Source organism: uncultured Streptococcus sp. (assembly GCF_963521255.1).
GTDB lineage: Bacteria > Bacillota > Bacilli > Lactobacillales > Streptococcaceae > Streptococcus.
The window spans coordinates 94,451-118,516 of sequence record NZ_CAUQTU010000005.1 but is presented as its reverse complement, the minus strand read 5'-3'; the positions used below and the strand labels follow the sequence as shown (position 1 = coordinate 118,516).

Sequence of the window (24,066 nt, the reverse complement as noted above, 5' to 3'; positions counted from 1 at the left end):
AGAGTCTTTTTATTTTTCTAAGAGTAAATCTTTCAAAGAAATCAGAGTTACTGCAAATAATATCATTGCCATACCAAGAAAATCAATGGGATAAAATTGTTCATTCATAATTAGGAAGGCAAAGAAAACCGCAGAGATTGGCTCAATTGAAGCCAACAAGCTTGACTTAACCGGTCCAATCAGACTGGTTCCTTTTAAGAAGGCTGTATAGGCAAAAACAGTCCCGATAAGGATAATGCCCGCAAAAGCAAGAAGAAAATCAAGACTAGTTGGGATAGCAGTCTGTAGAATCCCTGTAAAAGGAAGGGCAACCAAACCAGCTATGACCATTCCCACACCAATGACCAAGCTACTCCCCCACTTCTTAATCAAGGCTATAGGCAAAATGATATAAAGTGCGTAAGTCAGAGCAGAAAAGAGACCCCAGAACAGGCCTGCAGGTGTCATGGATAACTGGTCCAACTGCCCATGAGTTGCAATCAGGAATGTTCCTCCGATGGCTAATATGATAGAAACAATCTCTCCCAGTGTCGGCGCCACCTTATCCTTGATACAGCTATAAATCAAAATTCCAACAGGACAAACATACTGAAGCACTGTCGCGGTACCTGCATTGGTCTCCTGAATAGCAGTTAGATAGGCAAATTGATTGAGGAATAGACCAATTAGAGCAAAAATGAGAAGAGACAGCAAACTCTTCTTATCCGTTAAAAAGGCCAGCATTTTATCCTTTGCAGTAGCATAAGCCAAGAGCATGAGAATTCCACCAGCGATTAAAAGGCGTAAGTTGGTCAAGACCAGAGCTGAAATTCCATGTGCCATCAGGTATTGGCCACTCGTTCCTGACAAGCCCCAAGCAATACCAGCCACAACTGTTAATAGAGTCCCTTTTAAACTGTTTGACATGTCTCTCCTTAGTCTTCTTTGCGAATCAAGTCCATCACTTGATTGCGGTCTAATATCCATTGAGCTCTCTCGTCCTTTTCATAGGTACGATTCGATAGAAAAATAACCCCTTCTTGCTTCTGACGATTCCACATGATAAAGGTACCTGTATAACCCGTATGGTCTAGCCAATCTCCTTCCAAATTCCATGCCAAAGAACGTTCCTTGTCATCCAAAGGAGAAAAATTTTGACTCAAATCTCTTGCAAAATCATCTACTAAATAGTGTTCTAAAAAGATTTGTAAATCCTTTACAGTCGAAAACAAACCAGCACTACCAGCATGTCTCCCCAGGAGGTGAGCCTTGGGATCATGTACCAGACCTGCCTCGACACCTCTGACTGTTGGAACAGCACGCTCAACAGGACCAAACTGGGTTTCCGTCATTCTCCAAGGATTAAAAACTTGTTCCTGTAAAATCAAATCCAAGTCTTGATTAAAGATTCTTTCCAAGATAAAACCTAACAGCAAAAAATGGACATCCGAATAAAGAAAAGCTGGCTGACTTCGTCTCTTGAGATGAAACATCGCTTCCTTTAATTCTGAATCTGTTAAAAGATCACGATTGGGAATAAACGGATCAAGATCCGTAGCGTGGGTTAAGAGCTGGCGAATAGTGATGTCTGGATAATCACTCTCAGCTAAAAAATCTGTTACCGGTCTTTCAATATCTAATTTCCCTTTTTCCCACAAAAAAGTAAAAACGGTACCAACCCCAACAACCTTGCTGACACTGGCCAGGTCATAAACTAGTCCTGCCTCAGTCTGCAGGCCATGCTCTGGGTAACTCTGGCCTAAATAGAACTCCGTCCATTGATGGTCCTTAAAATACGCAAAAGAGGCTCCGGGATAAATCCCTGCCTCGATTTGTTCTTCTATTTTTTTAATAATCTTGGTCCACTTCATACTTCTTCAAACCACAATTCAACATTATTTCTATCTTTACCAAGGAAGAATTTTTCAGACTTAGGAATAAAATATTCTGTAGAATCAAACTTCTGGCGAAGACTTTCTATATCTAGTTCATTGACCAAGAACTTGAGCATAGATAAGTCCCAAGTAGCCGTATTATCCACAGTCAAATCTTGCCCCTGAGCTGGGATAAAATCAAGGGATGCCCCAATTTCAGATACTTCCAAGAAACTTTCAACATCCGTTGGGAGATGTAATTCCATGGAAATCTCAAATTTGCTTAAAGAAATTGATTCCAAATCTGTTTGAAATCCAGGCATTTCTCCTACTTCTACTAGGTTTGCTCTATCATCTTCCGCATGAATCAAAATCAAATCATCTTCTGGCGAGTAAATTTCAAAAGCGTAGCCATTTTGACCTTTATATAATCGATGGATCGAATCTGTTTTAGATAAGAGTCCTTCGATTTCCAAGGGATTTTCCACCTTGATAACCAGTTTAGCCAGCTTTTTTCTTCCCTCTACCTTACGAGTACGCATGCTGGGAGCTTCTTCTAAAACCAGCTTTTCGAGGCCTGTTTGGTCCCCTAGTGATAGAAAGGCTGATTCTTCTAACAAGGCCTTCATACCAAGGGTTTCGATATAAAATGTTTCATTTAATTTTCTATTATTAACTTTTAAAGTAGGAATAATCCGTACAATTTGATTTACATTCATAAATTCCTCCAACTCTTTTATTTTAAAGGATTTTAGAATTTTTTACAAGATATTATGCTCAAATTTACCGATTTTTCGTAAAAATTTCATCTAAAAAACCGAGACTTTCCTCGGTTTCAATTTCTTATAGATAAAGGAATTTGAAGATAGCTACTGCCGCAATTGCTGCTGCGATAGGTGCTACTACTGGTACCCAAGAATACCACCATTTTGAATCGCCTTTGTGCTCACCAAGAACTGATTTTGGAAGGAAAGCATGAAGGAGACGTGGTCCCAAGTCACGGGCTGGGTTCAAGGCAGGTCCTGTAGGTCCACCAAGTGATGTTACCAAGGCCATAACAAGGAATCCAAGTGCCAAGTGAGCAATTCCAAGACCAGATGTCATAAATGGTGCTACTTGTTCTTTAGCTTGGTCAAGTGCAGCTGTTACTTGTTCTTGAGGAATTGTTTGACCTTGAGTAGTTGCTTGTGCAACTTGAGCATTGATAGCAGCTTGTGCTTTTGATACTAATTCAGCACCAAAGAAGTTTTTAGTCATACCAAGGGCTGCAAAGAACAGAACAAATGAACCAACAAACTCGTTTACAAAACCATTAATAGTTGCTGCAAAGCGTGATTCTTTTGTACCATTATCCAAACTTGAAATGGTTGAGAAAGTACCCAAGATATTGTTTGGATTTTCAGTTTTCAAGTAATATGGGCGGTGTGTTGCCACAACCAAGGCTTGACCAAAGATAGCACCCAAAACTTGTGCAATGATATAAGGTGCAACTTGTGCCCAAGGGAAGAGACCGCTGATCGCAAGTCCAAGAGTGAAGGCTGGGTTGATGTGGTTTCCAGATACGTTACCAAACATCAAGGCTGGAATCATAACCCCCATACCATAACCAACAGCGATAACGATCCAGCCACTTTGGTGACCTTTCGTACCTTTAAGTTCAACGTTGGCAACTGCACCATTTCCAAGAATGATCAAAATAGCAGTGGCCAAAAATTCAGTGGCATATTTAATTGCCCATGTGAAATCCATTTGATAGATTCTCCTTAAAATTTTTTAGACAATCCTTATTCTATCAATTTTTATATCTTTTAGCAACAGGTTTTCTAAAAGAATATATAAGAAAGCGGTTTTATTTCTAATAAAAAACAAAAGGATTAAGGGAGTCCATTTCCTTAATCCGGTAATTTCTTAAACCTGACGTTGTCCGAAATCTGCAATCATTTGCTCCATTTCTTGTCGACTCGGAGTTGTCAGCATATAAAGGTAATCTCCTTGAAGTTCCGCAAAAGCTGCTGGCATGATTTTTTTAACCTTGAACTGCTGGCTATATTTGGCAAGCAAGTCCTCTTCTGAATAAACATAGTGAGCATTTGCGCGACGTGATGTAGCTAAACAATACTGAGGTTCAAAATCTGACGCTGGGAACTCTTCTCCTGCGACAATGGATGCATATCCACGATAGAGGTCCAAGGAATGGGCAAAGTTATAAACATCGATAGTGAAACCACCTGCAGGGCGGTTATTGTACTCAATGGCGATGTAATCATCCCCTTCACGGAAGAACTCGATATGGAAGAACCGTTCTTTCATACCAAATTCTTTGACAATTGCCTCACCATATTTACGTAATTTGGGATCCATATCCTTGAGAACGTAATAAGAATTGTCCATCTTGTAAATCATGAGATCAAGCGGTGTATAGGCGTAGTCAAAGGTTGTTGAGAAGACAATCTTTCCATCCTTGTCTACGAGCCCATCAAAGGTGCAAATTTCGCTAGAGGTAACAAATTTCTCAAAGAAATAAACAGTCGAATGGTCCCATTCTTGCTTGAAGTGATTGACATCGTCTTCTGTCTCAAGTTTAAAGGTTGCGGCCGCTCCCACTCCATTGTCAGGTTTAGCAATCATTGGCAGGCCGATTTCATTCACAGCCTGATCAACATCTGCTTCTGTCTTGATAACAGCTCCAGGGACCACAGGGACACCTGCTTTTTTGAAGAGTTTCTTCATTTCAGACTTAAATTTCGTCTTTTTGAGATCCTCTGGTTTGGCACCAAAAACATTGAATTGTTCTCTGAGGACTGCGTCCAACTCTAACCAATATTCATTGTGGGATTCGATGCGGTCAATTGGGCCATGCTTATAAAATAGAAAAGCAACTGCACGTTTGACTTCGTCTATGTTCTCAAGATTGTCCACACGGAAATACTCGGTCAGACTATTGCGTAAAGGTTCATCCAATTGCTCGTATGGTTCTTGGCCAATTCCCAAGACTGTAATGCCTTTATTGGCTAGCTCAATTGTAAACTGTTGAAAATTTTGTGGATAGTAGGGAGAAATAACAAGGTAATTCATAGGTAACTCCTTTTATAAATAGAGATTTCCAAGGAAATAAGGCATTTGTTTGCGCCACCATTCCCAGTCGTGGGCGACATCGTGTCCCCATTCAGCAAACCAGGCTGGAATTTGTTTCTGGTCAAAGGCTTCTTTGAGCTTGTAGAAAGATGGTAAACCGTCTTGTTCCCAAGCACCAAGCCCCGTACAAAGCACAATCTCTGCCTGACGGTAACGATCAATAAACCAGCCGTCGTTTTGGTTCCAGATATAATCTACTGGCGAGTTTTGATAAATGGCATCGTCATTGTAGTAATCGCCGACAAAGAAACGTGCATCGTAAACACCACTAAGAGCAATCACCTTGGTAAAGACATCTGGATGCTGGAGGAAGAAATTGACAGCATGGTAGGCCCCCATTGAGCAACCTGTCGTCATCATACCATCAAACCAACCTGTCTTATGCTTGATAAAAGGAATGGCCTCCTCAATCACATAGCGCTCGTAGGCACGGTGCATCTCTGCTTGGTCGTGCCCATTTTTCCAAGTGGCCAACCAGCTCTCACTATCCACACTGGATAGGGTAAAGAACTGGACACGGCCTTCCTCGATAAAGGAAGCACAGGCATCAATCATGCCAAAATCATAGTATTCATTGTGACTGCCACCTGATGAAGCAAAAACCACAACTGGAATCCCAGCATGTCCATAACGATTAAGGTACATTTCACGGTTAAGATTGCCACTCCAGTGGCTAAGGTTTTCAATATGCATTATCTTTCTCCTTTCCTAACTTACCATTTTTCTGCAAAAAAACGGAGAGAGTCTGGTAAATTTTCCGACCAAGGGATTTCACTATGGATGGCACCAGACTGAACTTTCAAGACAAGATTATCCAAGCCTACTCCACCTGCAATCAAATCATGGTAATAGCGAAGCGACGAGTCGATATAGGCTTGTTTGATATTACCAGCCATCAGGGTCTTGTCCGTATCATCTGCTTCTTCTGTTCCAACATAGATAAAGATACGCTGGTCAGGCGATAGTTTCTTGCGTTCAATATAGCGATTAAAAGCTTCTTGGTGGAGCCAGTTTGCAGAAGAAAAGACCCCTAGACAACCAATTTGGTCTTGGTATTCCAAACCGATAAACTGGGTAATATTGCCTCCTAGTGACGAGCCAATCATAGCCGTATGCTGTCGATCAGCTTTGGTACGGTAGGTCTCATCGATAAAAGGCTTGACCACTTCCATGACAAACTCAGCATATTCCACACCCTTACCACCAAACTGCTGCCCCGGAATAGGAGATTCTTGGAATTTCCAAGCCGCATACTCATTCATCCGCCCCATACCATCATTGTCAATGGCAACGACAATCATGCGACTGATATCAGGATTACGCTTAATAGCTGGGATAATCTTCCATGAATGACCAATGAAGGACTCTTTACTATAAAAAACATTTTGCCCGTCATGAAAGTAAACAACAGGATAGGAACGATCCGTGTCTTTCTCATAATCTTTAGGCAAAAGAACACGTACACGGCGTTCCTTACCTGTATAAGGAACCTTGAGTTTGTGTTCTTTCATTTTTAAATAAAAGTAGGATTGATTCATTGTCAGAAAACTCTCTATATTCAAAATTTTATTTTATTATATCACAATTATATAAAAAAAGTTAGTTTTGCTTCCACTTTTGGAATTAAAAACTAACTTTTTCATTTAATTTTCTAAATTCTTTTGGATTTTCTGATTAGAGCAGATTGTCAATCAAGTCATCGACTTCATCTTTTTCAGTTTGAGGTGTAATCTCAGTAATCATAATCCCTGCCACTGCTCGCTCAACGAATCCTTCAACATCCATGCGAGCTTCATACTGCTCTGCATTTTTAATCTTAGGATTTGTCTTAGGACGGTCAGGTGCAAAAATCGTACAGCAGTCTTCAAAAGGCTGAATAGAAATATCAAAGGTATCGATTGCTTGGGCGATGTCAATGATTTCCAACTTATCCATAGTAACCACAGGACGAATGACTGGAGTGCTGGTTACAGCGTTGATAGTCTGCATACTTTCCAAGGTCTGGCTAGCTACTTGACCAAGACTTTCCCCATTGATGATAACCAAACCATTTCGTACCTCACGAATACGGTCGGTAATGCGCATCATAAAACGACGTGTCAAGGTCATAAGGTAGGCTTCTGGCGCTTTAGCCTTAATTTCCTCTTGAATCTCTGTGAAAGGTACTTCAATAAACTGGATATTGCCACCAAACTTAGTCAATTTTCGAGTTAAATCTTGGGCTTTTTTAAGGGCACCAGGACTCGTGTAAGGTGGGCTGGCAAAGTGAACCGCCTCAATATCTACCCCTCGTTTAAGAGCTAGATAACCCGCCACAGGTGAATCAATTCCTCCTGACAACATGAGCATACCTTTACCAGAACTTCCCACAGGTAATCCTCCTGCTCCACGAAAAGTTTCATAGGAAATGTAAGCCGCTTCCTCACGAATCTCAACCTGAAGATTGATGTCAGGATTTTTCATCTGAGCTTTCACGTTTGGAATAGCCTTGAAAACAGCACTACCAAGAGTTTGATTGAGTTCACGACTATCAAGTTCAAAGGTGTGGTCGCTACGCTTACCAGTGATTTTAAAGGTCATCCCTTCCTTGTAAGTTTCTTTCATAATCTCTTGGACAGCAGACTTAAGAACATCCACGGACTTTTCAACCTTATAAACGGGAGAAAAGTTTTGAATCCCGAATACTTGTTTGAGGGATTCTGCTACTGCGGTGTAATCAGCTCCATTGAGGTAAGCGTGGGCACGGTCGCGATCTGCGGTTACCTTAACTTGGGGATAGATAGACAAAACGTCTGAAATATTATTACGAAGTTTATTGATGAAACGCATACGATTTTTGTGTTTGGTTGACAATTCTCCATAGCGAATCATAATTTCTGAATACTGCATAAATGCTCCTATCTTACTTTTCTAGTTTGATTGTAAACTAATTTTAGCTTGGTCAAAAACTGCTCGACCTGACTCATATCATTTTCTAGATCAAGACTCAAACGAACTGCTGACTGAGCCTTGTCCTTATCCACTCCCATAGCAATCAAAGTTCCTGCGGGCTTACCAGCTTTTGAAGAACAAGCAGATGTCGTTGAGATGAAAATATCATAGTCTTCAAAGGCGTGAACGATGACTTCACCACGAACACCCTTGATTCCAAAAGTCAGGATATGAGGTGCGAAGTCTTCCTCATCTGAGAAGACAATAATATCTGGATAGTCCAGAAGGGCTTGACGAATCACTGCCTTCATCTGTCCAGTCTTACTAGTAAAGAAATCTAGCTTTTCCATAGACAAACGGAGGGCCTTGGCTGTCGCTGCAATCCCTGCCACATTTTCAGTTGTCGAACGATAATCACGCTCCTGACCACCACCTGTTAAAAGAGGCGTAATCCTCTTGCCAGACTTAATATAGGCGAAACCAACACCTCGAACTCCGTGGAACTTGTGACTAGAGAAGGTCGCAAAATCCACTCGTTCTGTCAGATACTTTTCAGTCGGAATCTTGGCAAGCGCCTGAACCGCATCCACGTGGAAGGAAATAGTTGGCTTGTCTGCTAACAGTTCTGAAATAGCCTCAATGGGCTGAATAGAGCCAATTTCATTGTTTACTGCCATGATGGAAACTAGAGTCGTATCAGGTCTTATCAAATCTGCTAGCGCCTCAACATCCACAAATCCTTTGTTATCCACTGGAGCAAAATCCACTTCAAAACCTTGACTTTTCAGCCAGAGGGCTGATTCCTTAACTGCTGGATGTTCAATGTTCGAAACGATGATGTGCTTGCCAAACTGGGCTTTTTCAAAGGCCACACCCTTGATGACCCAGTTATCCCCTTCTGTTCCTCCAGAGGTAAAGAAGATTTCATCACTTTTCTTACCGATTAAATCTGCAATTTGCTGACGAGAAGCATCTAAGATTCGTGTTGCCTGGTCTCCCAAACGATGGAGACTAGATGGGTTTCCTAAAATTTTTGACGCCACCTGCATATAGGTTTCAAGGGCTTCAGGATAGGGCTTGGTCGTCGCTGAATTATCAAAGTAAATCATGTATTCTCACGCTTTCTAAAATCACTTCTTCTATTGTATCATGAAACGGAGCTTGCGACAAGAAAGGGCAATTCCTCTTTTTTTAAGATTTTTTTAAAGAAATGCGGTATAATAAATTTTAATTAAAGGAGAGAATGTATGTCTAATTATCGTAGAACCTCAAAACCAAAAACAGAACACATCAAAAAAGGATTTACGGTCTTTCAAAAAACCGTTGCGACTATCGGTAGTATCCTTGGCTTGATTACCGCAAGTATCACGATTATGAACGCCTTGGATAATAACAAAAATACTAAAAAAGAACCTACGACAAGCCAGACCACAACCATTGTCAAAGAAATTCAAAAGGAATCCCCTAAGGAAAACACCAGTCCCAATAAGGAAACTAACACTAATCAAGAAAAAACACAGCAAGAAGAAACGTCAAAATCCAGTGTCAAGGAAGAGAAAAAAGAAGAGCAGAAAACAGCAACTCAGGATTCTTCTACTCCTGCTCCTACTCCAAGTAAACCTGCCACTGATAATGAAAAACAGTCCAATACCCCAACTTCAGAAAATAAAAGCAATCAATAGCCAGTAAAATAGCTTCCCTCCAAACTTGGAAAGAAGCTATTTTTTTTATTGTTGCAACACTTTTCTTGGTTTGGTACCTTCAGCTGGACCAATGACACCTGCCATCTCCAATTCTTCCATGAGACGAGTCGCACGGTTAAAACCAACTGACAAACGACGCTGAATCATAGATGCACTGGCTTTCTGGGTCTCAATGACTAGAGCCTTGGCTTCTTCAAAAAGCGGATCTCCACCAGATTCACCATCTGAAAATTCTCCTTCATTTTCAGAAACCTCACCGGGATCAAAACTCTCATCGTAGTCCGCATCTGCCTGAGCCTTAATGAAGTTTACGATGCGCTCGACATCATCATCCGAGATAAAGGATCCTTGGAGACGAACTGGATGATTTTCATCAATCGGTTTAAAGAGCATGTCTCCTCGACCAAGCAATTTCTCAGCTCCATTTTCATCTAAAATAGTACGGGAATCTGTACCTGATGATACCGCAAAAGCCACTCGAGATGGGACATTGGCCTTGATCAGACCAGAGATGACATCAACGGATGGACGCTGAGTTGCAAGAATCATGTGAATCCCTGCAGCACGCGCCTTCTGCCCAAGACGAATGATGGCATCTTCTACTTCCTTGCTGGCAACCATCATGAGGTCAGCCAACTCATCCACAATCACGACAATGAGCGGTAACGGAACCTGCTTGTACTCAGACTGGGAATTGAACTCTTCTACCTTTGCATTAAAGCCTGCAATATTCCGAACTCCCACCTTGGCAAAGAGTTCATAACGATTTTCCATTTCATCCACAACTTTTTGCAGGGCCTTGCTGGCCTTACGTGGATTGGTCACAACTGGAATCAAGAGGTGGGGAATATCATTGTAAACAGATAACTCAACCATCTTGGGATCAACCATCATAAACTTAACTTGATCTGGTCTCGCCTTCATGAGAATGCTGGCGATAATGCCGTTAACGGCTACCGACTTTCCTGAACCCGTTGAACCTGCAACTAGCAAGTGGGGCATTTTAGAAAGGTCAAAAGCTCTTGCGGTTCCATTAACAGCCTTCCCTAAAGGAATTTCCAAGAGATTTTCTGCTTTCGTTTGAGATTGTTCCCATAGTTCTCGGAAAGACACAGTCGCAATCTCAGAGTTAGGCACTTCGATTCCGACTAGGGATTTCCCTGGGATAGGTGCTTCGATGCGGACATCCTTGGCCGCCAATGCTAGAGCGAGGTCATCTGCTAGATTGGAAATGCGGTTGACCCTTACACCAACTGCCGGCTTGACTTCATACTTGGTCACTGATGGTCCAATTTCAGCCCGTTCAACCGTTACCTTGATACCAAAGCTAGCAAAGGTTTCTTCTAGGATTTTGATGTTTTCACGAACGATTTTCTTCTCTTTAGACTGGTCTTTAGGTTTATCAGGGGCAAAGAGTTGTAAGCTTGGAAGTTTGTATTCAAGGGCTTCTTTTGCTGAAAAATCAACCTGAACATCTTCATCGTCAGAGCCATCTTCCTGTTCAGGGAATTCAAGTTCAGGTTGAGGCAGGATGATTTCTGGTTCCACCCACTCTTCTTCTGGAACAGGAGGAACGTCAAGCACAACATCTTCTGTCAGAATTTCACCCGTTTCCATATCAACAGGAGGCATATCGAGTAAGGCTTTTTCAGCTTCTTCTTGTTCTAATCTAGCCTCTTTCTCAGCCTTTTGGCGAGCTTTTTCTTCTTGTTTGACAAAGCGTTCCTCTTTTCGACGCTCATGCCCTTCCCGCCATTTAGCAAAGCCTCTACTGAAAAATTCAGCAACATCATAAACAGACCAAGAGCTGACGAGGAGAGCCCCCACTAAAATCAAGATAACTCCAATAAAGTAAGTACCGATATTTGAAAAAAGAAAGGCGGTTGGCATATAAAGAGCGACCCCAATCAAGCCCCCACCAGCAAAACTGGTCGTTCGAAAACCAGTCAAATCCGTCACAACCTGAGCTATGGTTCCTTTTAATATCGACTTGTCCAAACCATATTGCCAAACTAAGTAGGCCTCAAAAATCAAGAGCAAGCCAGCAAATATGGTGAAAAATCCAGATAAGAGTCCTTCCTGTTTTCGTATCCACTTGAAAAAGAAGAGGTAGAGCAGGATGCCAAATATTGCCAGATAAGCTAGGCTACCTACTAGCAAGCGAATTAAATTGTAAAGGGTTATACCTGCAGCCCCTAATTTGAAGGCTGCGAAAATCAATAAAATCGCGATTCCCAACGAAATCAACATTCGTTGAATCGCTTCTTTTCTTTCGAGTTCTGCTTTAGACGGTCTCCGTCTTGTTTTACTTGTATTCTTGTTTACCATTCTTCTATTATACCATATTTGACAGACATTTCGGAAAGAGAAAAAGACTGCACCAAACGGTCCAATCTTTTCATTTTCTATCTAAGTTTTATGCTTGTGGTTTGCGTAGGCAACCATAGACTACACCACTTACGATTGCTCCTACCAAGACAGCAACGAGGTAAAGGAAAGCATTTGAAGTAAGGGCGATAACGAAGATTCCTCCGTGTGGCGCCATGAGTTTGATACCAGTAAGACCAACGAGTCCACCTGCTACTGCTGAACCAAGGATAAAGCTTGGAATCGCACGAGCTGGGTCAGCGGCACCAAATGGAATCGCTCCCTCAGTGATAAATGACAAGCCCATGATAATATTTGTCAAACCAGAGTTGCGTTCTTCCTTAGTAAATTTATCTTTGAAAATAAGCGTTGCGACAAAGATTGCAAGTGGTGGCACCATTCCTCCAGCCATAACTGCTGCCATGGCTACAGAACCACCTGAAGAAACAGTTGCTGCAAGCGTACCTGTACCAAAGACATAAGCCGCTTTGTTGACTGGTCCACCCATGTCAACAGCCATCATTCCTCCAAGGACGATACCAAGAAGGACAGCTGAACCTCCTCCAAGACCACCTAGGAAGTCATTCATGGCAGTGTTGATTGCTGCCATTGGGATGTTAACAGCTAGCATAACAAACCCAGTCAAGATTGTTCCAAGAAGTGGCAAGAGAAGGATTGATTTAGCACCTTCAAGTGAACGAGGAACTTTGACATATTTCTTGATAGCAAGAACCAAAGCACCAGCGATAAATCCACCAACAAGGGCACCTAGGAAACCAGATGAGACACCTGCAAGAGTTGACGTTGCTTCACCACCTGCTGCGTAAGGGATTTTACCAAAGGCAAAACCTTCTTTGGCAATAGCACCAGCCACGAAACCTGCTACCAAACCTGGTTTTTCAGCGATAGAGTAGGCAACATAGCCTGCAAAGACTGGAAGCATCAAGCCAAAGGCTGCACCACCAATTTTCATGAACATAGAAGCTAGTTCATGGTAGGAACCAAGATTGCCAAGATTTTCATTTGGAACACCCAAAGCACCGTCGATCAAGAAGGCAAGGGCAATCATGATACCACCACCGATAACGAATGGTAACATTTGAGATACACCACTCATCAAGTGTTTGTAGAAGGCACCACCAAGACTTTGTTTTTCGTTAGAGGCTGTTGTAGCTTTTGCACCATTAGCGGCACGGTAGACTTCAGCATCTCCTGAAAGAGCCAAGTTGATCAACTCTTCTGTCTTACGGATACCGTCAGCAACTGGACGATTGATCAATGGTTTGCCATTGAAACGATCCATTTCAACTGCCTTGTCTGCTGCGATGATAACAGCTTTAGCCTTGCGGATGTCTTCAGCAGTTAGTTGGTTTCCAACACCGCTAGCACCGTTGGTTTCGACCTTAATTCCAACACCCATTTCAGCAGCCACTTTTTGAAGAGCTTCTTGGGCCATGTAAGTGTGGGCAATACCTGTTGTACAAGCTGTAACAGCTACAATAAAGTCACCAGATTCATTGGCAGGTGCTTGAACAGGCTCCTCAGCTTTTTCTGAAGCTTTGTCAAAAAGTTCGAGAACTTGGTCAGCAGATGTTGCTTGACGAAGTTTGTCTGCAAAACCGTCTTTCATCAAGTATTGAGACAATTCTGCCAAGGCAGCCAAGTGGGTATCATTGGCACCTTCTGGAGCCGCAATCATAAAGAATAGATCAGTAGCTTGTCCATCCAAACTTTCGTAGTCAACACCCTTGTTCGACTTAGCAAAGAGAACCGTTGCTTCTTTGACAGCAGCGTTTTTGCTGTGAGGCATTGCGATTCCATCACCCAAACCAGTAGAAGTCAAAGCTTCACGAGCCAAAATTCCTTCTTTAAATATTTCAAAATCTGTCACATAACCGTGGTCTGTCAAGCTTTTAATCATCTCCTCGATGACAGCAGTTTTTTCAGTTGCCTGCAAATCTAGCAACATAACATCTTTTCTCAATAGGTCTTGAATTTTCATCGTTTTTCTACCTCAACTTTTTCATATGTTTCTTTAATAAATTCTGCCGTTGCCAAGTCATCTGAGAAGGTGGTTGCCGTTCCACAAGCCACTCCCCATTTGAAGGCTTCTACTGCATCTTTTGATTTGACAAATTCACCTGTAAATCCAGCAACCATAGAATCACCAGCTCCAACTGAATTTTTGACTGTTCCCTTGATTGGTTTAGCAAAGTAAGCTCCCTCAGATGTGACAAGAAGAGCACCGTCACCAGCCATAGAGATAATGACGTTTTGAGCACCTTTGGCCAGTAACTCACGAGCATATTTCTCAATTTGCTCTAAACTTTCGAGTTTAACCCCAAAAATTGCTCCAAGCTCGTGATTGTTTGGTTTGACCAAAAGTGGCTGGTAGTCCAAACTATCAATCAAGGTCTGTCCTTCAAAGTCACAAACCACTTGCGCACCCGTCTGACGCGTCAAGGCAATCAAATCCTTATAGATAACATTGCCTAGATTTTTAGCACTTGAACCTGCAAAGACAACTGTATCTTCTGCTGTTAAACTTGAAAGAATAGCTTTCAATTCTTCTAGCTGTGCCGGTTCAACAGTTGGACCCCTTCCGTTGATTTCTGTTTCTTGGTCTGCTTTGATTTTAACATTGATACGAGTATCTTCTGCTACTTGGACAAAACGTGTCTCGATTTCTTCTTCTGCCAGAGTATCTGTGATAAATTTACCAGTAAAACCACCGATAAATCCTGTCGCTGTATTTGGAATATCCAAGCGTTTCAAGACACGACTGACATTGATTCCTTTCCCACCAGCAAACTTATCATCACTGTCCATACGATTGACACTACCGACTTGGACTTGGTCCAAACGAACGATATAGTCAATGGATGGATTGAGTGTGACTGTATAAATCATACTTCTATTACCTCCGTTTTCTCCTTAATAGCCCACAAGAGCTCATGCCCTTTACTTGTGATAACAATAGCTCGTTTGAGTGGAGCTACCTTAGCAAAGCAAGTTTGTCCAATTTTAGACGAATCCACCAAGACATAGGTCTGTTTGGCATTCTCCAAAATAGCACGCTTCACAGCTCCCTCTTCCATATCAGGAGTCGTATAATAACCATCGTCCACACCATTCATCCCGATAAAGGCACGGTCAAAGTGCAATTGGTTAATCTGGTTAAGAGCAACGCCTCCGATGCTAGCATCTGTGGCCATCTTGACACTTCCTCCAACCATGACAGTTGGAATCTGCTTTTCAACCAACTGAGCGGCATGGTGAATCGAGTTGGTCACGACTGTAACATTCTTATTAACCAATTCATGAATCAAAAAGGCTGTCGTTGTTCCAGCATCTATAAAGATGACATCTTGTTCCTTGATGAGAGAGGCTGCCTTCTGAGCAAGCAACTTCTTCTCTTGAAGGTTTTTGACAGATTTTTCTTGAATGGTTTCTTCTTCCTGCAAGGAGTGGGGTAATTCTGCTCCACCATGCACACGACGAAGCTTGTTTTCCGCCTCCAACTCATCCAAGTCTCTTCTAACCGTTGATTCTGACGTTTCTAGCAAACTAACTAATTTTTCTAGAGAAACTACGTTATGTTGATTTAACTCCTCTAAAATCAGTTGTTTCCGCTCTGTTTTTAACACCGAACCACCTCCTGTTATCGTTTACACTATTCATTCTATCACACTTTCTTTCAAAGTCAAGCATTTTTTATCATTTTCTTTCAAATTCTGTCATTTATTCTTATTTCCAGAATTTTTATTGCAAGATAAGAGCCTTTATGGTAGACTATTTGAGTAAGTATTGGAAGATTACTCAAGAGGCTTAAGAGGCCGTGTTGGAAACGCGGTAGGCGTGTAACAGCGTGCGTGGGTTCGAATCCCATGTCTTCCGTAGAAAAGAAAAATTATTTCTAGGATACGATAAAAATGTTGTATCCTTTTTTGTATCCCTTTTTAAAAAAGAGGGTCTGCTTTAGGGTCTGCTTTAGGGTCTGTTTGTGACTCCTTTGTTGTATCCTTTTTCTGAAAAAGAATACCAAGGAATACCAAAGACAAAAATAAAAAACGTTGATTTAACAACGTTTTACCAAGGAATACGAAAGAATGCCAAGGAATAATGGAGCCGGTGGGAGTCGAACCCACGTCCAAACACCTGCCAACATATTTGTCTACAACCATAGGTTATGTATTAGTTTAACAGTCTCTCGACACATAACTCAAGCCTAGAAACTGCGAGTCTATCAATCTCTTATCAAGCCACTAGACAAGACTTGATCGTATCTCGCTAATAATAAGACCTGTCATTGAACACGAGCAATCCAAATCGGGTCACGCCTGCTGGTTTTTAGGCAGCTAGAGCGTAAGAAGTGTTATTTTTTGCAGTTATATTTAACTGAGCGTTTACGTCGCCACACGAGTCGCAAAATATGCCTCATAATGCCTGTCGAATCCGTAACGACCCCAAAAGACAATAAAACCATTATACCTTATCTAACTCCAAAATGCAAAAAGTAAAGCAACTAACTACAAAAGATAGTTTTTCAAAGCTTTGGTCAAAGCCTGATAACCAGCAACACTGAGATGCAGTCCATCAGTTGTATATTCTTTTTTTAGTTGACCTGCCTGATCTGTCAAACTATCAAAAACTGGCACAAATTCTACCTGCATATAGGCAGAAGCAAGTTCTTGATAGGCTTGATTCCATTTCTGAATTTTTTCATTCGTGCGGATATAGACTGTCTGCTTGTACTCCTCTCCCTCATTGACTGGCAAAATGGAAAGCAATTTAATCTCAGTCAATGGATAATCGCGAGCAATGGATTGTATGATAGCTTCGAGATTATTGAGAGCCTCATTCACAGGCACATCTTTTCCGATATCATTTGTCCCAATCAAAAGGACAATTTTATCTACTGCTCCACCGTACAGATGCGCATCCAGATTATCTAATAACAGTTCTGTCTGATAGCCACGAATGCCTCGATTGACAATTGTCTTTGAGGTCCCAAATAATTCCTGTAGAGGATAATATTCGACAATAGAGTCCCCAATAAAAAGAATGTCGGGCTCTACAACAGAAACCTGATTTAAGTGACGATACTTAGTTTGGATTTTTTCTTGTTCCTTTAGGAGCCAATTTTCTAATAACTGTACTGCCACTTCATTCTCCTTTTTCTAACCAGTTTTCCAAAACTTGATAAACTCCTCCTTGGCTGTTGGCTGGGGCTAGAGCAGTCGCCACAGCTTTAGCCTTGTCATCAGCATTTTCCATCGCATAGGCAATTCCAGCCATTTCAAGCATTTCTACATCATTTTCACTGTCACCAAAAGCCATAATTTGTTGGGAGTTCAAGTCCCAACGCTTGAGTAATTCTTCCAAGCCCCATGCTTTATGAATCCCAGCTTGAAGGATATCAATGCAACCATAGCCGCTCGATACAGCCCGAACACGGCCATCAAAGAGATCATTGATTTCTTCCAAGACCGAATTCAACCGTTCCTCACCAACAACCATACTCATCTTGAGCACACCACCAAAGAGGTCAGAGGTTAACTCATCCACAAACTGCATCCGTTGATAGAATTTTTCAATCATTTCTGGAGTCATAAAACTTTCAAGGTCTGTAAAAATCGTACCTTCTTTGACGAAACCACCCTTCATCCCCGTTACAACAAACTGGTCCTGACACGCTCGATCCTTGAAATGAGCCAAAGCCTTGTCGACAATAGCATCATCCCAAGTCTGGGCCTGAATCAGTTCATTGTTTTCAAAAATACGAGCACCATTGGCAACAACCAGAACCACTCGATCGACCAAGTGCTCCAGTAGTTGCCTCATGCGGTGAATTTCATTGCCCGTCGCGATGACAAAACGAATACCCCTTTGATCCAACTGATCTAAAATCTTTTCCAAGCGTGGAATATCAAGCTGGCCTCTGGCATCCAGCAAGGTCCCATCCATATCTGTCGCAATTACTTTAATCGTCATTTTCTTTCCTCTGAATTCAAGCTAGTCCCACTTCAATCCTACATGTTCGTTCATTTCTTTATAGGCTGTATCAATTCGTTCCTTAGTTGCTTCATCTAACTGGTCACGATGACTACCACCCTCGATAAAATCTTCTAAGATATAGGTTTGGTAAAGGAAGAGTGGATAACCTTCTGGAGAATAGGTTCCTTTCGGTGTACGGTTTACCCAAGAAGGATGCGCTTTGGCAGTTTCGATTGTCGTCTTACCTGCTTTTTTCTTAATGGTCACATCCATGAGCACGCCACGCTCTGTCCACTTAGCATTCTCTTCGTCTTGCATGGTTTCAATTCGTTGATTGGAAATGAAGTTCCCCATTGAATAGATAATGAGTTTCTTGTTTCCATCTTTTTCAACCGTTTCAGATGGTTCAACTACGTGAGGGTGCCCTCCAAAGATAATATCAGCTCCCCAATCGATCATCTTGTGATAAAGAACTTTTTGTTCTTCAGTTGGTTCCAAGCGATACTCCACACCCATCTGAGGCATGATAATAGTGATATCTGCTTCCTTCTCTGCTCGTTCAATTTCAGCCTTCATCTTGTCTTCATTTAGGTCTGAAAGATAGCGGTTATAGTCTTCCTGAGAAATACTTTGCTCAATTCCATTAAAACCATAAGAATAGGCCAAAAGTGCAACCTTGATACCGTTCACTTCCTTGATAACCAGTGGAGCTTGATCACGGGATTCATGCGTATACACTCCAATCGGTATCATTCCTGCCTTTTCAATAGCATCTGCTGTTGAGACCACACCTTCTATTTGTGAATCTAGGATATGGTTATGCGCCAAGTCTAGCACTTGATAACCGGCATCCTTGATGGCATCCATGACTTCTCCAGGTGCATTAAATAGCGGATAACCAGCCAAATAGTGGTCCTTATTCACAGTACCTTCAAAATCACCTAAAATCAAGTCTGCTTGTTTGAGCCATGGTTTTACATATTCAAAATTTTCATGGAAATCATAGGTCCCATCTTCTTTTAAAGCAGAACGATAGATGGGAATGTGATAGAGGAGGTCCCCGTTGGCCATAATTCTAGCAGTTTTCTCCTCTTCCTGATCTTTAGCATTTTGGTTCGTCTTATTTGCTTCTTGAGAAATGGCATCCTTTTTTTGACTGGTTAAAGGGATTCCTTGGAAGCTTTCAAACAACAAGACCAAGCCCATTGATAAAGCAACTGCTAGCAAGAGTATGGCCACAAATCCTTTATTACTCCACTTGCGATAACTCCTAAAAAAGTTTACCAAACCCTTCATAAAACGAAAAGCTGAACCACGTTTATTTCTATCCTGTCTTCTTTGCATCTTTATTCTCCCTACTTTCTAATGCAAGCCTTTTCTTTTTATTATATCACAGATAAGTAATTCTTTCACAATTGAATCGAACCTAGTAGGCATTTTCTATAAAAGCTCAATGCCGTAATGCTTTCAATCCTTGTCATTTTGTGATATCATGTAGAGGTAATGAAAGGAGAGAAAATGTCTGCAATAGAACGTATTACAAAAGCTGCTCACTTAATTGATATGAACGATATTATCCGCGAAGGGAATCCTACTCTACGCGCGGTTGCTGAGGAAGTCACTTTCCCCCTATCTGATCAGGAAATCATCCTTGGCGAAAAGATGATGCAATTCCTCAAACATTCCCAAGATCCTGTCATGGCTGAAAAAATGGGACTCCGAGGTGGTGTTGGACTGGCTGCTCCCCAGTTAGATATCTCAAAACGTATTATCGCTGTTTTGGTGCCAAACATTGTCGAAGAAGGCGAAACTCCACAAGAAGCCTACGACTTACAAGCTATTATGTACAATCCAAAAATCGTCTCTCACTCTGTTCAAGACGCTGCTCTTGGCGAAGGAGAAGGCTGCTTGTCTGTTGACCGTAACGTGCCTGGCTATGTTGTTCGCCATGCCCGCGTTACTGTTGACTACTTTGACAAAGATGGGGAAAAACACCGTATCAAACTTAAAGGCTACAACTCCATCGTTGTTCAGCATGAAATTGACCACATTAACGGTATCATGTTTTACGATCGTATCAATGAAAAAGACCCATTTGCAGTTAAAGATGGTTTACTAATTCTAGAATAAAAAAATCCCGTTGCAAGACGGGGTTTTGTGTTATAATAGAGGCATGAAAACAAATGATATTGTCTATGGCATCCACGCCGTTACCGAAGCCCTCCTTGCAAACACAGGAAACAAACTTTACCTCCAAGAAGATCTCCGAGGTAAGAACGTTGAGAAAGTCAAGGAACTGGCTACAGAAAAGAAGGTGTCCATTTCTTGGACCTCAAAAAAATCCCTTTCTGAGATGACTGAAGGTGCTGTCCACCAAGGTTTTGTTCTACGAGTATCTGAATTTGCCTATAGCGAGCTAGATCACATTCTTGAAAAAACACGCCAAGAAGAAAATCCTTTACTATTGATTCTGGACGGGTTAACTGATCCTCACAACTTAGGCTCCATCTTAAGAACCGCTGATGCGACCAATGTTTCAGGAGTCATCATTCCCAAGCACCGTGCTGTCGGAGTTACTCCTGTCGTTGCCAAAACGGCCACTGGTGCTATTGAGCACGTTCCAATTGCTCGAGTGACTAATCTAAGCCAAACTCTAGACAAACTCAAGGATGAAGGCTTCTGGACCTTTGGAACAGATATGAATGGTACTCCTTGCCATAAGTGGAATACAAAAGGGAAAATCGCCCTCATCATCGGAAATGAAGGAAAAGGCATCTCTAGCAACATCAAAAAACAGGTTGATGAGATGATTACCATTCCGATGAATGGCCATGTTCAAAGTCTCAATGCCAGTGTTGCTGCAGCCATTCTCATGTACGAAGTTTTCCGAAATAGACTATAAAAAAAGTTTCCAGTCATCTGATTGGAAACTTTTTATGATTATACTCAATGAAAATCAAAGAGCAAACTAGGAAGCTAGCTATAGACAGCTCAAAGCACTGCTTTGAGGTTGTAGATAAGACTGACGAAGTCAGCTCAAAACACTGTTTTGAGGTTGCAGATAGAACTGACGAAGTCAGTAACATATATACGGCAAAGCGAAGTTGACGTGGTTTGAAGAGATTTTCGAAGTGTATTAACTATGTTCTGTGATAAATTTATAGGCTTCTTGACCAGCAATAGCCCCATCTCCAACTGCTGTTGTTACTTGGCGAAGGTCTTTCAAGCGGACATCCCCAACGGCAAAGATACCGTCAACTGCAGTTTTCATGTGGTTATCTGTCACAATCCAGCCTGCTTGATCTTGGATATTCAATTCTTTAACAAAATCGCTAAGAGGGTCCAATCCAACATAGATAAAGACACCACCGAAGGCTTGTTCTGTCACTTGACCTGTTTTCACATTTTCAAATACAACAGATTCTACTCGGTTTTCACCCTTGATTTCCTTCACTACAGAATCCCAGATAAAGCTGATTTTCTCATTCGCAAAGGCGCGGTCTTGTAAAACCTTTTGAGCACGAAGTTGGTCACGACGGTGAACAATGGTAACAGTCTTAGCAAAACGTGTCAAGAAGAGGGCTTCTTCAACAGCTGAATCTCCACCACCGACTACCAACAAATCTTGGTCACGGAAGAAAGCACCATCACACACAGCACAGTAAGAAACACCACGACTGTTCAGTTCATCTTCTCCAGGTACTCCCAAAGGACGGTGTTTAGAACCAGTTGCTACGATAACTGTACGTGTTTCATATGTTTGATCATCAGTCATCACTTTCTTAAAATCACCATGGTCTTCTACATTTTCAACATAACCATAAATGTGCTCAACACCAAGATTTTCAAGCGGTTCAAACATCTTTTCAGCCAATTCAGGCCCACTAATATTAGCGTATCCAGGGTAATTTTCAATATCAGATGTATTATTCATCTGACCACCTGGCAGACCACCTTCAATCAAGGCTACTTTGAGATTGCTTCGAGCAGCATACAAGGCTGCAGTCATCCCTGCAGGTCCAGCACCGATAATAATAGTATCGTACATATAAATTCCTTCTTTCTTGTTGTAACTATCTTTATTCTAACTCTTTCTTGTCAATCACGCAAGGATTATGCCTTGAAAACAAGAATTAAACTCATAACCGCAAAGGATAATACTGGAACAACTAAGACTCCAATCATAATCATATCATAGAGATGGGCTTGGCGAGCCTTGGCTGTCTTATCAACTCCCGACATGGCTCTCAGTCCAATCCAAATCCCTAAAAAAATCAGGACGAGGATGGTGGTCAAGATCAAACTCTCGAAATATAAAGAAAATAGTTGCAGTAGCATGATTTCTCTCATTTCTATCTTTTTTAAAGAGTAAACTCAGCTAGTCCAGCTAACTGAGTTTTTCTTTATCTATTATATCAAATATAAGTCCGTTTGTAACTAGCGAAGAATTCTTTTGTCCGATCTTCTTTAGGATCGTGGATAATCTCATCTGGTGTTCCGGACTCGATGATTTTCCCCTTATCTAAGAAGAGAATCTTATCAGCCACTTGGGCTACAAAGGACATGTCATGACTGACCAAAATCATGGTTTGACCTGACTTAGCAGCATCTGCAATAGATTTTTCTACTTCGCCGACCAATTCTGGGTCAAGGGCTGAAGTTGGTTCGTCTAAGAGCAAGACATCTGGTTTCATGGCAAGAGCACGCGCGAGGGCAACCCGTTGCTTCTGTCCACCCGATAAATGTCTAGGATAATGGTTTTCACGGTCCGAAAGCCCAACCTTAGCCAACTCTTCCTTGGCAATCTTAGTCGCTTCTTGATCAGACAATTTCTTGACAACAACCAAGCCTTCTTTCACATTATCAAGTGCTGTACGTCGTTCAAACAAATTAAACTGTTGGAAAACCATGGACAGCTTACGGCGTAGGGAAAGGATTTCTTCTTGAGTGATTTTAGAAAAATCAACTGAGAAATCATCAATCTGAATAGAGCCACTGTCAGGTGTTTCAAGATAATTGAGACTACGAAGGAAGGTTGATTTGCCAGCTCCTGAAGAACCAATCAAGGCTACAACTTCCCCTTTTTGAATATCCAAGTCCAGATGATCCAAGACAGTCTGTCCTGAAAAGGATTTACTTAAATTCGAAATCTTAATCATTAACGAAGGTCTCCTTTCACATCTGTAGACACTGTGTCTGGGGCTGAAATAGCCATTTTTCTCTCGATGAAACGACCAAGGCTTTCAATTCCAATATTGACTACCCAATAAACAAGGGCAACGGAGATGAAGCGTTCAAAATAACGATAATCGGCACCACCCAAAATCTGAGCTTGGGCAAAGACTTCCACAACACCCGCACTAAAGGCTAGGGAAGTTCCCTTGGTCAAGCCGATGAGGGAGTTAATCAAGGTTGGAGTTGCCACAACTGCTGCATTTGGAATAATCACGCGACGATAAACTTGTGCTCGGGTCATACCCAGACTGCGTGCCGCCTCAATCTCACCAGGATTGACTGAGAGAATGGCTGCACGAATGGTTTCACTGGCATAAGCCGCCTCATTAAAAGCAAAGGCAACAATCGCAAAAGCAGCGGCTGGAATCGCATTGATATTGAGACCAGTTCCCCATTGCTGATTGAGGGCTTTCAAAGCCAAAGGAATTCCGTAGTAGGTCAACATGAGTTGCACCAAAATCGGTGTCCCTTTTAAGAAACTAACAAAGAAGGCCTGCATGGGATATAAAATCTTGACACGGTTAATCTTCACAATGGCAAAAAGCAGCGCCAAAACCAAGCCAAAAAGGGCACCACCAATTGTCAACATAATCGTTGTTGGAAGTTGTTGGACAATTCTTGGAATTCCATCAAAGACCGAACGCAAGCTAAAGAGCTTGCCATCCGGAATCAATTGCATCAAGTTTTGGTACCAATCTGATGCTAAAATCGTTGTAACATTCATAAAAACATCCTCTCCTGATAATGATTCATTCTATCATACTTCTGCCGTCAATGAAATTATTTGCTACGGTCAGATACAGACTTTGTCTACCTACTAGTTTATCATACTTTGAAACAGGGAG

The 24,066-nt window shown here is 41.7% G+C and carries 23 protein-coding genes, 1 tRNA gene and 1 other RNA gene; 4 read left to right on the top strand and 21 right to left on the bottom strand.

What is annotated here, in order from left to right:
* Positions 1–9 precede the first annotated feature (9 nt).
* The 9 genes from RWP09_RS05320 to RWP09_RS05280 all read right to left on the bottom strand — a co-directional run bounded on the left by RWP09_RS05320 (position 10) and on the right by RWP09_RS05280 (position 9,028).
* Positions 10–906 carry a DMT family transporter gene (locus tag RWP09_RS05320; RefSeq protein ID WP_314434800.1) on the bottom strand — a complete coding sequence of 299 codons (897 nt, stop codon included), beginning with the start codon at positions 904–906 and terminating at the stop codon, positions 10–12.
* 8 nt (positions 907–914) lie between these two features.
* A complete protein-coding gene (locus tag RWP09_RS05315) occupies positions 915–1,850 on the bottom strand; it encodes a serine hydrolase domain-containing protein (protein ID WP_314434798.1) in 936 nt (311 codons plus the stop codon).
* Complete coding sequence (locus tag RWP09_RS05310; protein ID WP_314434796.1) at positions 1,847–2,572, bottom strand: CppA N-terminal domain-containing protein; 726 nt, start codon at positions 2,570–2,572, stop codon at positions 1,847–1,849. The genes RWP09_RS05315 and RWP09_RS05310 overlap by 4 nt, the downstream gene beginning before the upstream one ends.
* 124 nt (positions 2,573–2,696) lie before the next feature.
* Positions 2,697–3,602: an aquaglyceroporin Gla gene (gene gla / locus RWP09_RS05305; protein WP_261062538.1), complete on the bottom strand. Its 906-nt coding sequence runs from the start codon at positions 3,600–3,602 to the stop codon at positions 2,697–2,699.
* Positions 3,603–3,761: 159 nt separating this feature from the next.
* Positions 3,762–4,928: an ATP-grasp domain-containing protein gene (locus RWP09_RS05300; protein ID WP_314434791.1), complete on the bottom strand. Its 1,167-nt coding sequence runs from the start codon at positions 4,926–4,928 to the stop codon at positions 3,762–3,764.
* Between the two features lie 12 nt (positions 4,929–4,940).
* Positions 4,941–5,681 carry an esterase family protein gene (locus RWP09_RS05295; protein ID WP_000546817.1) on the bottom strand — a complete coding sequence of 247 codons (741 nt, stop codon included), beginning with the start codon at positions 5,679–5,681 and terminating at the stop codon, positions 4,941–4,943.
* Positions 5,682–5,701: 20 nt separating this feature from the next.
* A complete protein-coding gene (locus tag RWP09_RS05290) occupies positions 5,702–6,526 on the bottom strand; it encodes an alpha/beta hydrolase (RefSeq protein ID WP_314434788.1) in 825 nt (274 codons plus the stop codon).
* Between the two features lie 136 nt (positions 6,527–6,662).
* Positions 6,663–7,877, bottom strand: coding sequence for a tRNA uracil 4-sulfurtransferase ThiI (gene thiI, locus RWP09_RS05285; RefSeq protein ID WP_314434786.1), 1,215 nt, complete (start codon positions 7,875–7,877; stop codon positions 6,663–6,665).
* Positions 7,878–7,885: 8 nt separating this feature from the next.
* The gene (locus tag RWP09_RS05280) at positions 7,886–9,028 is read right to left on the bottom strand and encodes a cysteine desulfurase family protein (protein ID WP_314434784.1); all 1,143 of its coding nucleotides are present in this window, start codon (positions 9,026–9,028) and stop codon (positions 7,886–7,888) included.
* 138 nt (positions 9,029–9,166) lie between these two features.
* On the opposite strand from RWP09_RS05280, the gene RWP09_RS05275 reads away from it, so the two are divergent.
* The gene (locus tag RWP09_RS05275; protein WP_314434783.1) at positions 9,167–9,601 is read left to right on the top strand and encodes a DUF6556 family protein; all 435 of its coding nucleotides are present in this window, start codon (positions 9,167–9,169) and stop codon (positions 9,599–9,601) included.
* A 45-nt stretch (positions 9,602–9,646) separates the two neighbouring features.
* On the opposite strand, the gene RWP09_RS05270 is transcribed toward RWP09_RS05275, so the two are convergent.
* The 4 genes from RWP09_RS05270 to RWP09_RS05255 form a co-directional block, all read right to left on the bottom strand.
* Positions 9,647–11,950 (bottom strand): DNA translocase FtsK, encoded by a 2,304-nt coding sequence (locus RWP09_RS05270; RefSeq protein WP_314434781.1) that lies wholly within the window; start codon positions 11,948–11,950, stop codon positions 9,647–9,649.
* 88 nt (positions 11,951–12,038) lie between these two features.
* Positions 12,039–13,991: a fructose-specific PTS transporter subunit EIIC gene (locus RWP09_RS05265; RefSeq protein ID WP_314434779.1), complete on the bottom strand. Its 1,953-nt coding sequence runs from the start codon at positions 13,989–13,991 to the stop codon at positions 12,039–12,041.
* On the bottom strand, positions 13,988–14,899 hold the full coding sequence (gene pfkB / locus RWP09_RS05260; RefSeq protein ID WP_314434776.1) for a 1-phosphofructokinase: 912 nt from the start codon (positions 14,897–14,899) through the stop codon (positions 13,988–13,990). The genes RWP09_RS05265 and pfkB overlap by 4 nt, the downstream gene beginning before the upstream one ends.
* Complete coding sequence (locus tag RWP09_RS05255) at positions 14,896–15,636, bottom strand: DeoR/GlpR family DNA-binding transcription regulator (RefSeq protein WP_314434774.1); 741 nt, start codon at positions 15,634–15,636, stop codon at positions 14,896–14,898. The genes pfkB and RWP09_RS05255 overlap by 4 nt, the downstream gene beginning before the upstream one ends.
* A 162-nt stretch (positions 15,637–15,798) precedes the next feature.
* On the opposite strand from RWP09_RS05255, the gene RWP09_RS05250 reads away from it, so the two are divergent.
* A tRNA-Ser gene (locus tag RWP09_RS05250) sits at positions 15,799–15,886 on the top strand.
* 223 nt (positions 15,887–16,109) lie between these two features.
* On the opposite strand, the gene ssrA is transcribed toward RWP09_RS05250, so the two are convergent.
* From ssrA to RWP09_RS05230, 4 genes are all read right to left on the bottom strand, one after another.
* Positions 16,110–16,457: a transfer-messenger RNA gene (ssrA, locus tag RWP09_RS05245) on the bottom strand.
* Between the two features lie 61 nt (positions 16,458–16,518).
* Positions 16,519–17,154 carry an SGNH/GDSL hydrolase family protein gene (locus tag RWP09_RS05240; protein ID WP_314434773.1) on the bottom strand — a complete coding sequence of 212 codons (636 nt, stop codon included), beginning with the start codon at positions 17,152–17,154 and terminating at the stop codon, positions 16,519–16,521.
* Between the two features lies 1 nt (position 17,155).
* The gene (locus RWP09_RS05235) at positions 17,156–17,983 is read right to left on the bottom strand and encodes an HAD family hydrolase (RefSeq protein ID WP_314434771.1); all 828 of its coding nucleotides are present in this window, start codon (positions 17,981–17,983) and stop codon (positions 17,156–17,158) included.
* A 21-nt stretch (positions 17,984–18,004) separates the two neighbouring features.
* Positions 18,005–19,330 (bottom strand): CapA family protein, encoded by a 1,326-nt coding sequence (locus tag RWP09_RS05230; RefSeq protein WP_314434769.1) that lies wholly within the window; start codon positions 19,328–19,330, stop codon positions 18,005–18,007.
* Positions 19,331–19,504: 174 nt separating this feature from the next.
* Here RWP09_RS05230 and def point away from each other — a divergent pair, with 174 nt between their 5' ends.
* Both def and rlmB read left to right on the top strand, forming a co-directional pair.
* Positions 19,505–20,116 carry a peptide deformylase gene (gene def, locus RWP09_RS05225; protein WP_001272956.1) on the top strand — a complete coding sequence of 204 codons (612 nt, stop codon included), beginning with the start codon at positions 19,505–19,507 and terminating at the stop codon, positions 20,114–20,116.
* A 43-nt stretch (positions 20,117–20,159) separates the two neighbouring features.
* A complete protein-coding gene (rlmB, locus tag RWP09_RS05220; protein WP_314434765.1) occupies positions 20,160–20,888 on the top strand; it encodes a 23S rRNA (guanosine(2251)-2'-O)-methyltransferase RlmB in 729 nt (242 codons plus the stop codon).
* Positions 20,889–21,122: 234 nt separating this feature from the next.
* On the opposite strand, the gene trxB is transcribed toward rlmB, so the two are convergent.
* From trxB to RWP09_RS05200, 4 genes are all read right to left on the bottom strand, one after another.
* On the bottom strand, positions 21,123–22,034 hold the full coding sequence (gene trxB, locus RWP09_RS05215; RefSeq protein WP_314434762.1) for a thioredoxin-disulfide reductase: 912 nt from the start codon (positions 22,032–22,034) through the stop codon (positions 21,123–21,125).
* 65 nt (positions 22,035–22,099) lie between these two features.
* Entirely contained in the window at positions 22,100–22,324 is a 225-nt protein-coding gene (locus tag RWP09_RS05210) for a DUF4059 family protein (protein ID WP_000926599.1), read from the bottom strand.
* Between the two features lie 77 nt (positions 22,325–22,401).
* Positions 22,402–23,145, bottom strand: a complete 744-nt coding sequence (locus RWP09_RS05205; RefSeq protein ID WP_314434760.1) for an amino acid ABC transporter ATP-binding protein — start codon at positions 23,143–23,145, stop codon at positions 22,402–22,404.
* The gene (locus RWP09_RS05200; protein WP_314434757.1) at positions 23,145–23,945 is read right to left on the bottom strand and encodes an amino acid ABC transporter permease; all 801 of its coding nucleotides are present in this window, start codon (positions 23,943–23,945) and stop codon (positions 23,145–23,147) included. The genes RWP09_RS05205 and RWP09_RS05200 overlap by 1 nt, the downstream gene beginning before the upstream one ends.
* Positions 23,946–24,066 lie beyond the last annotated feature (121 nt).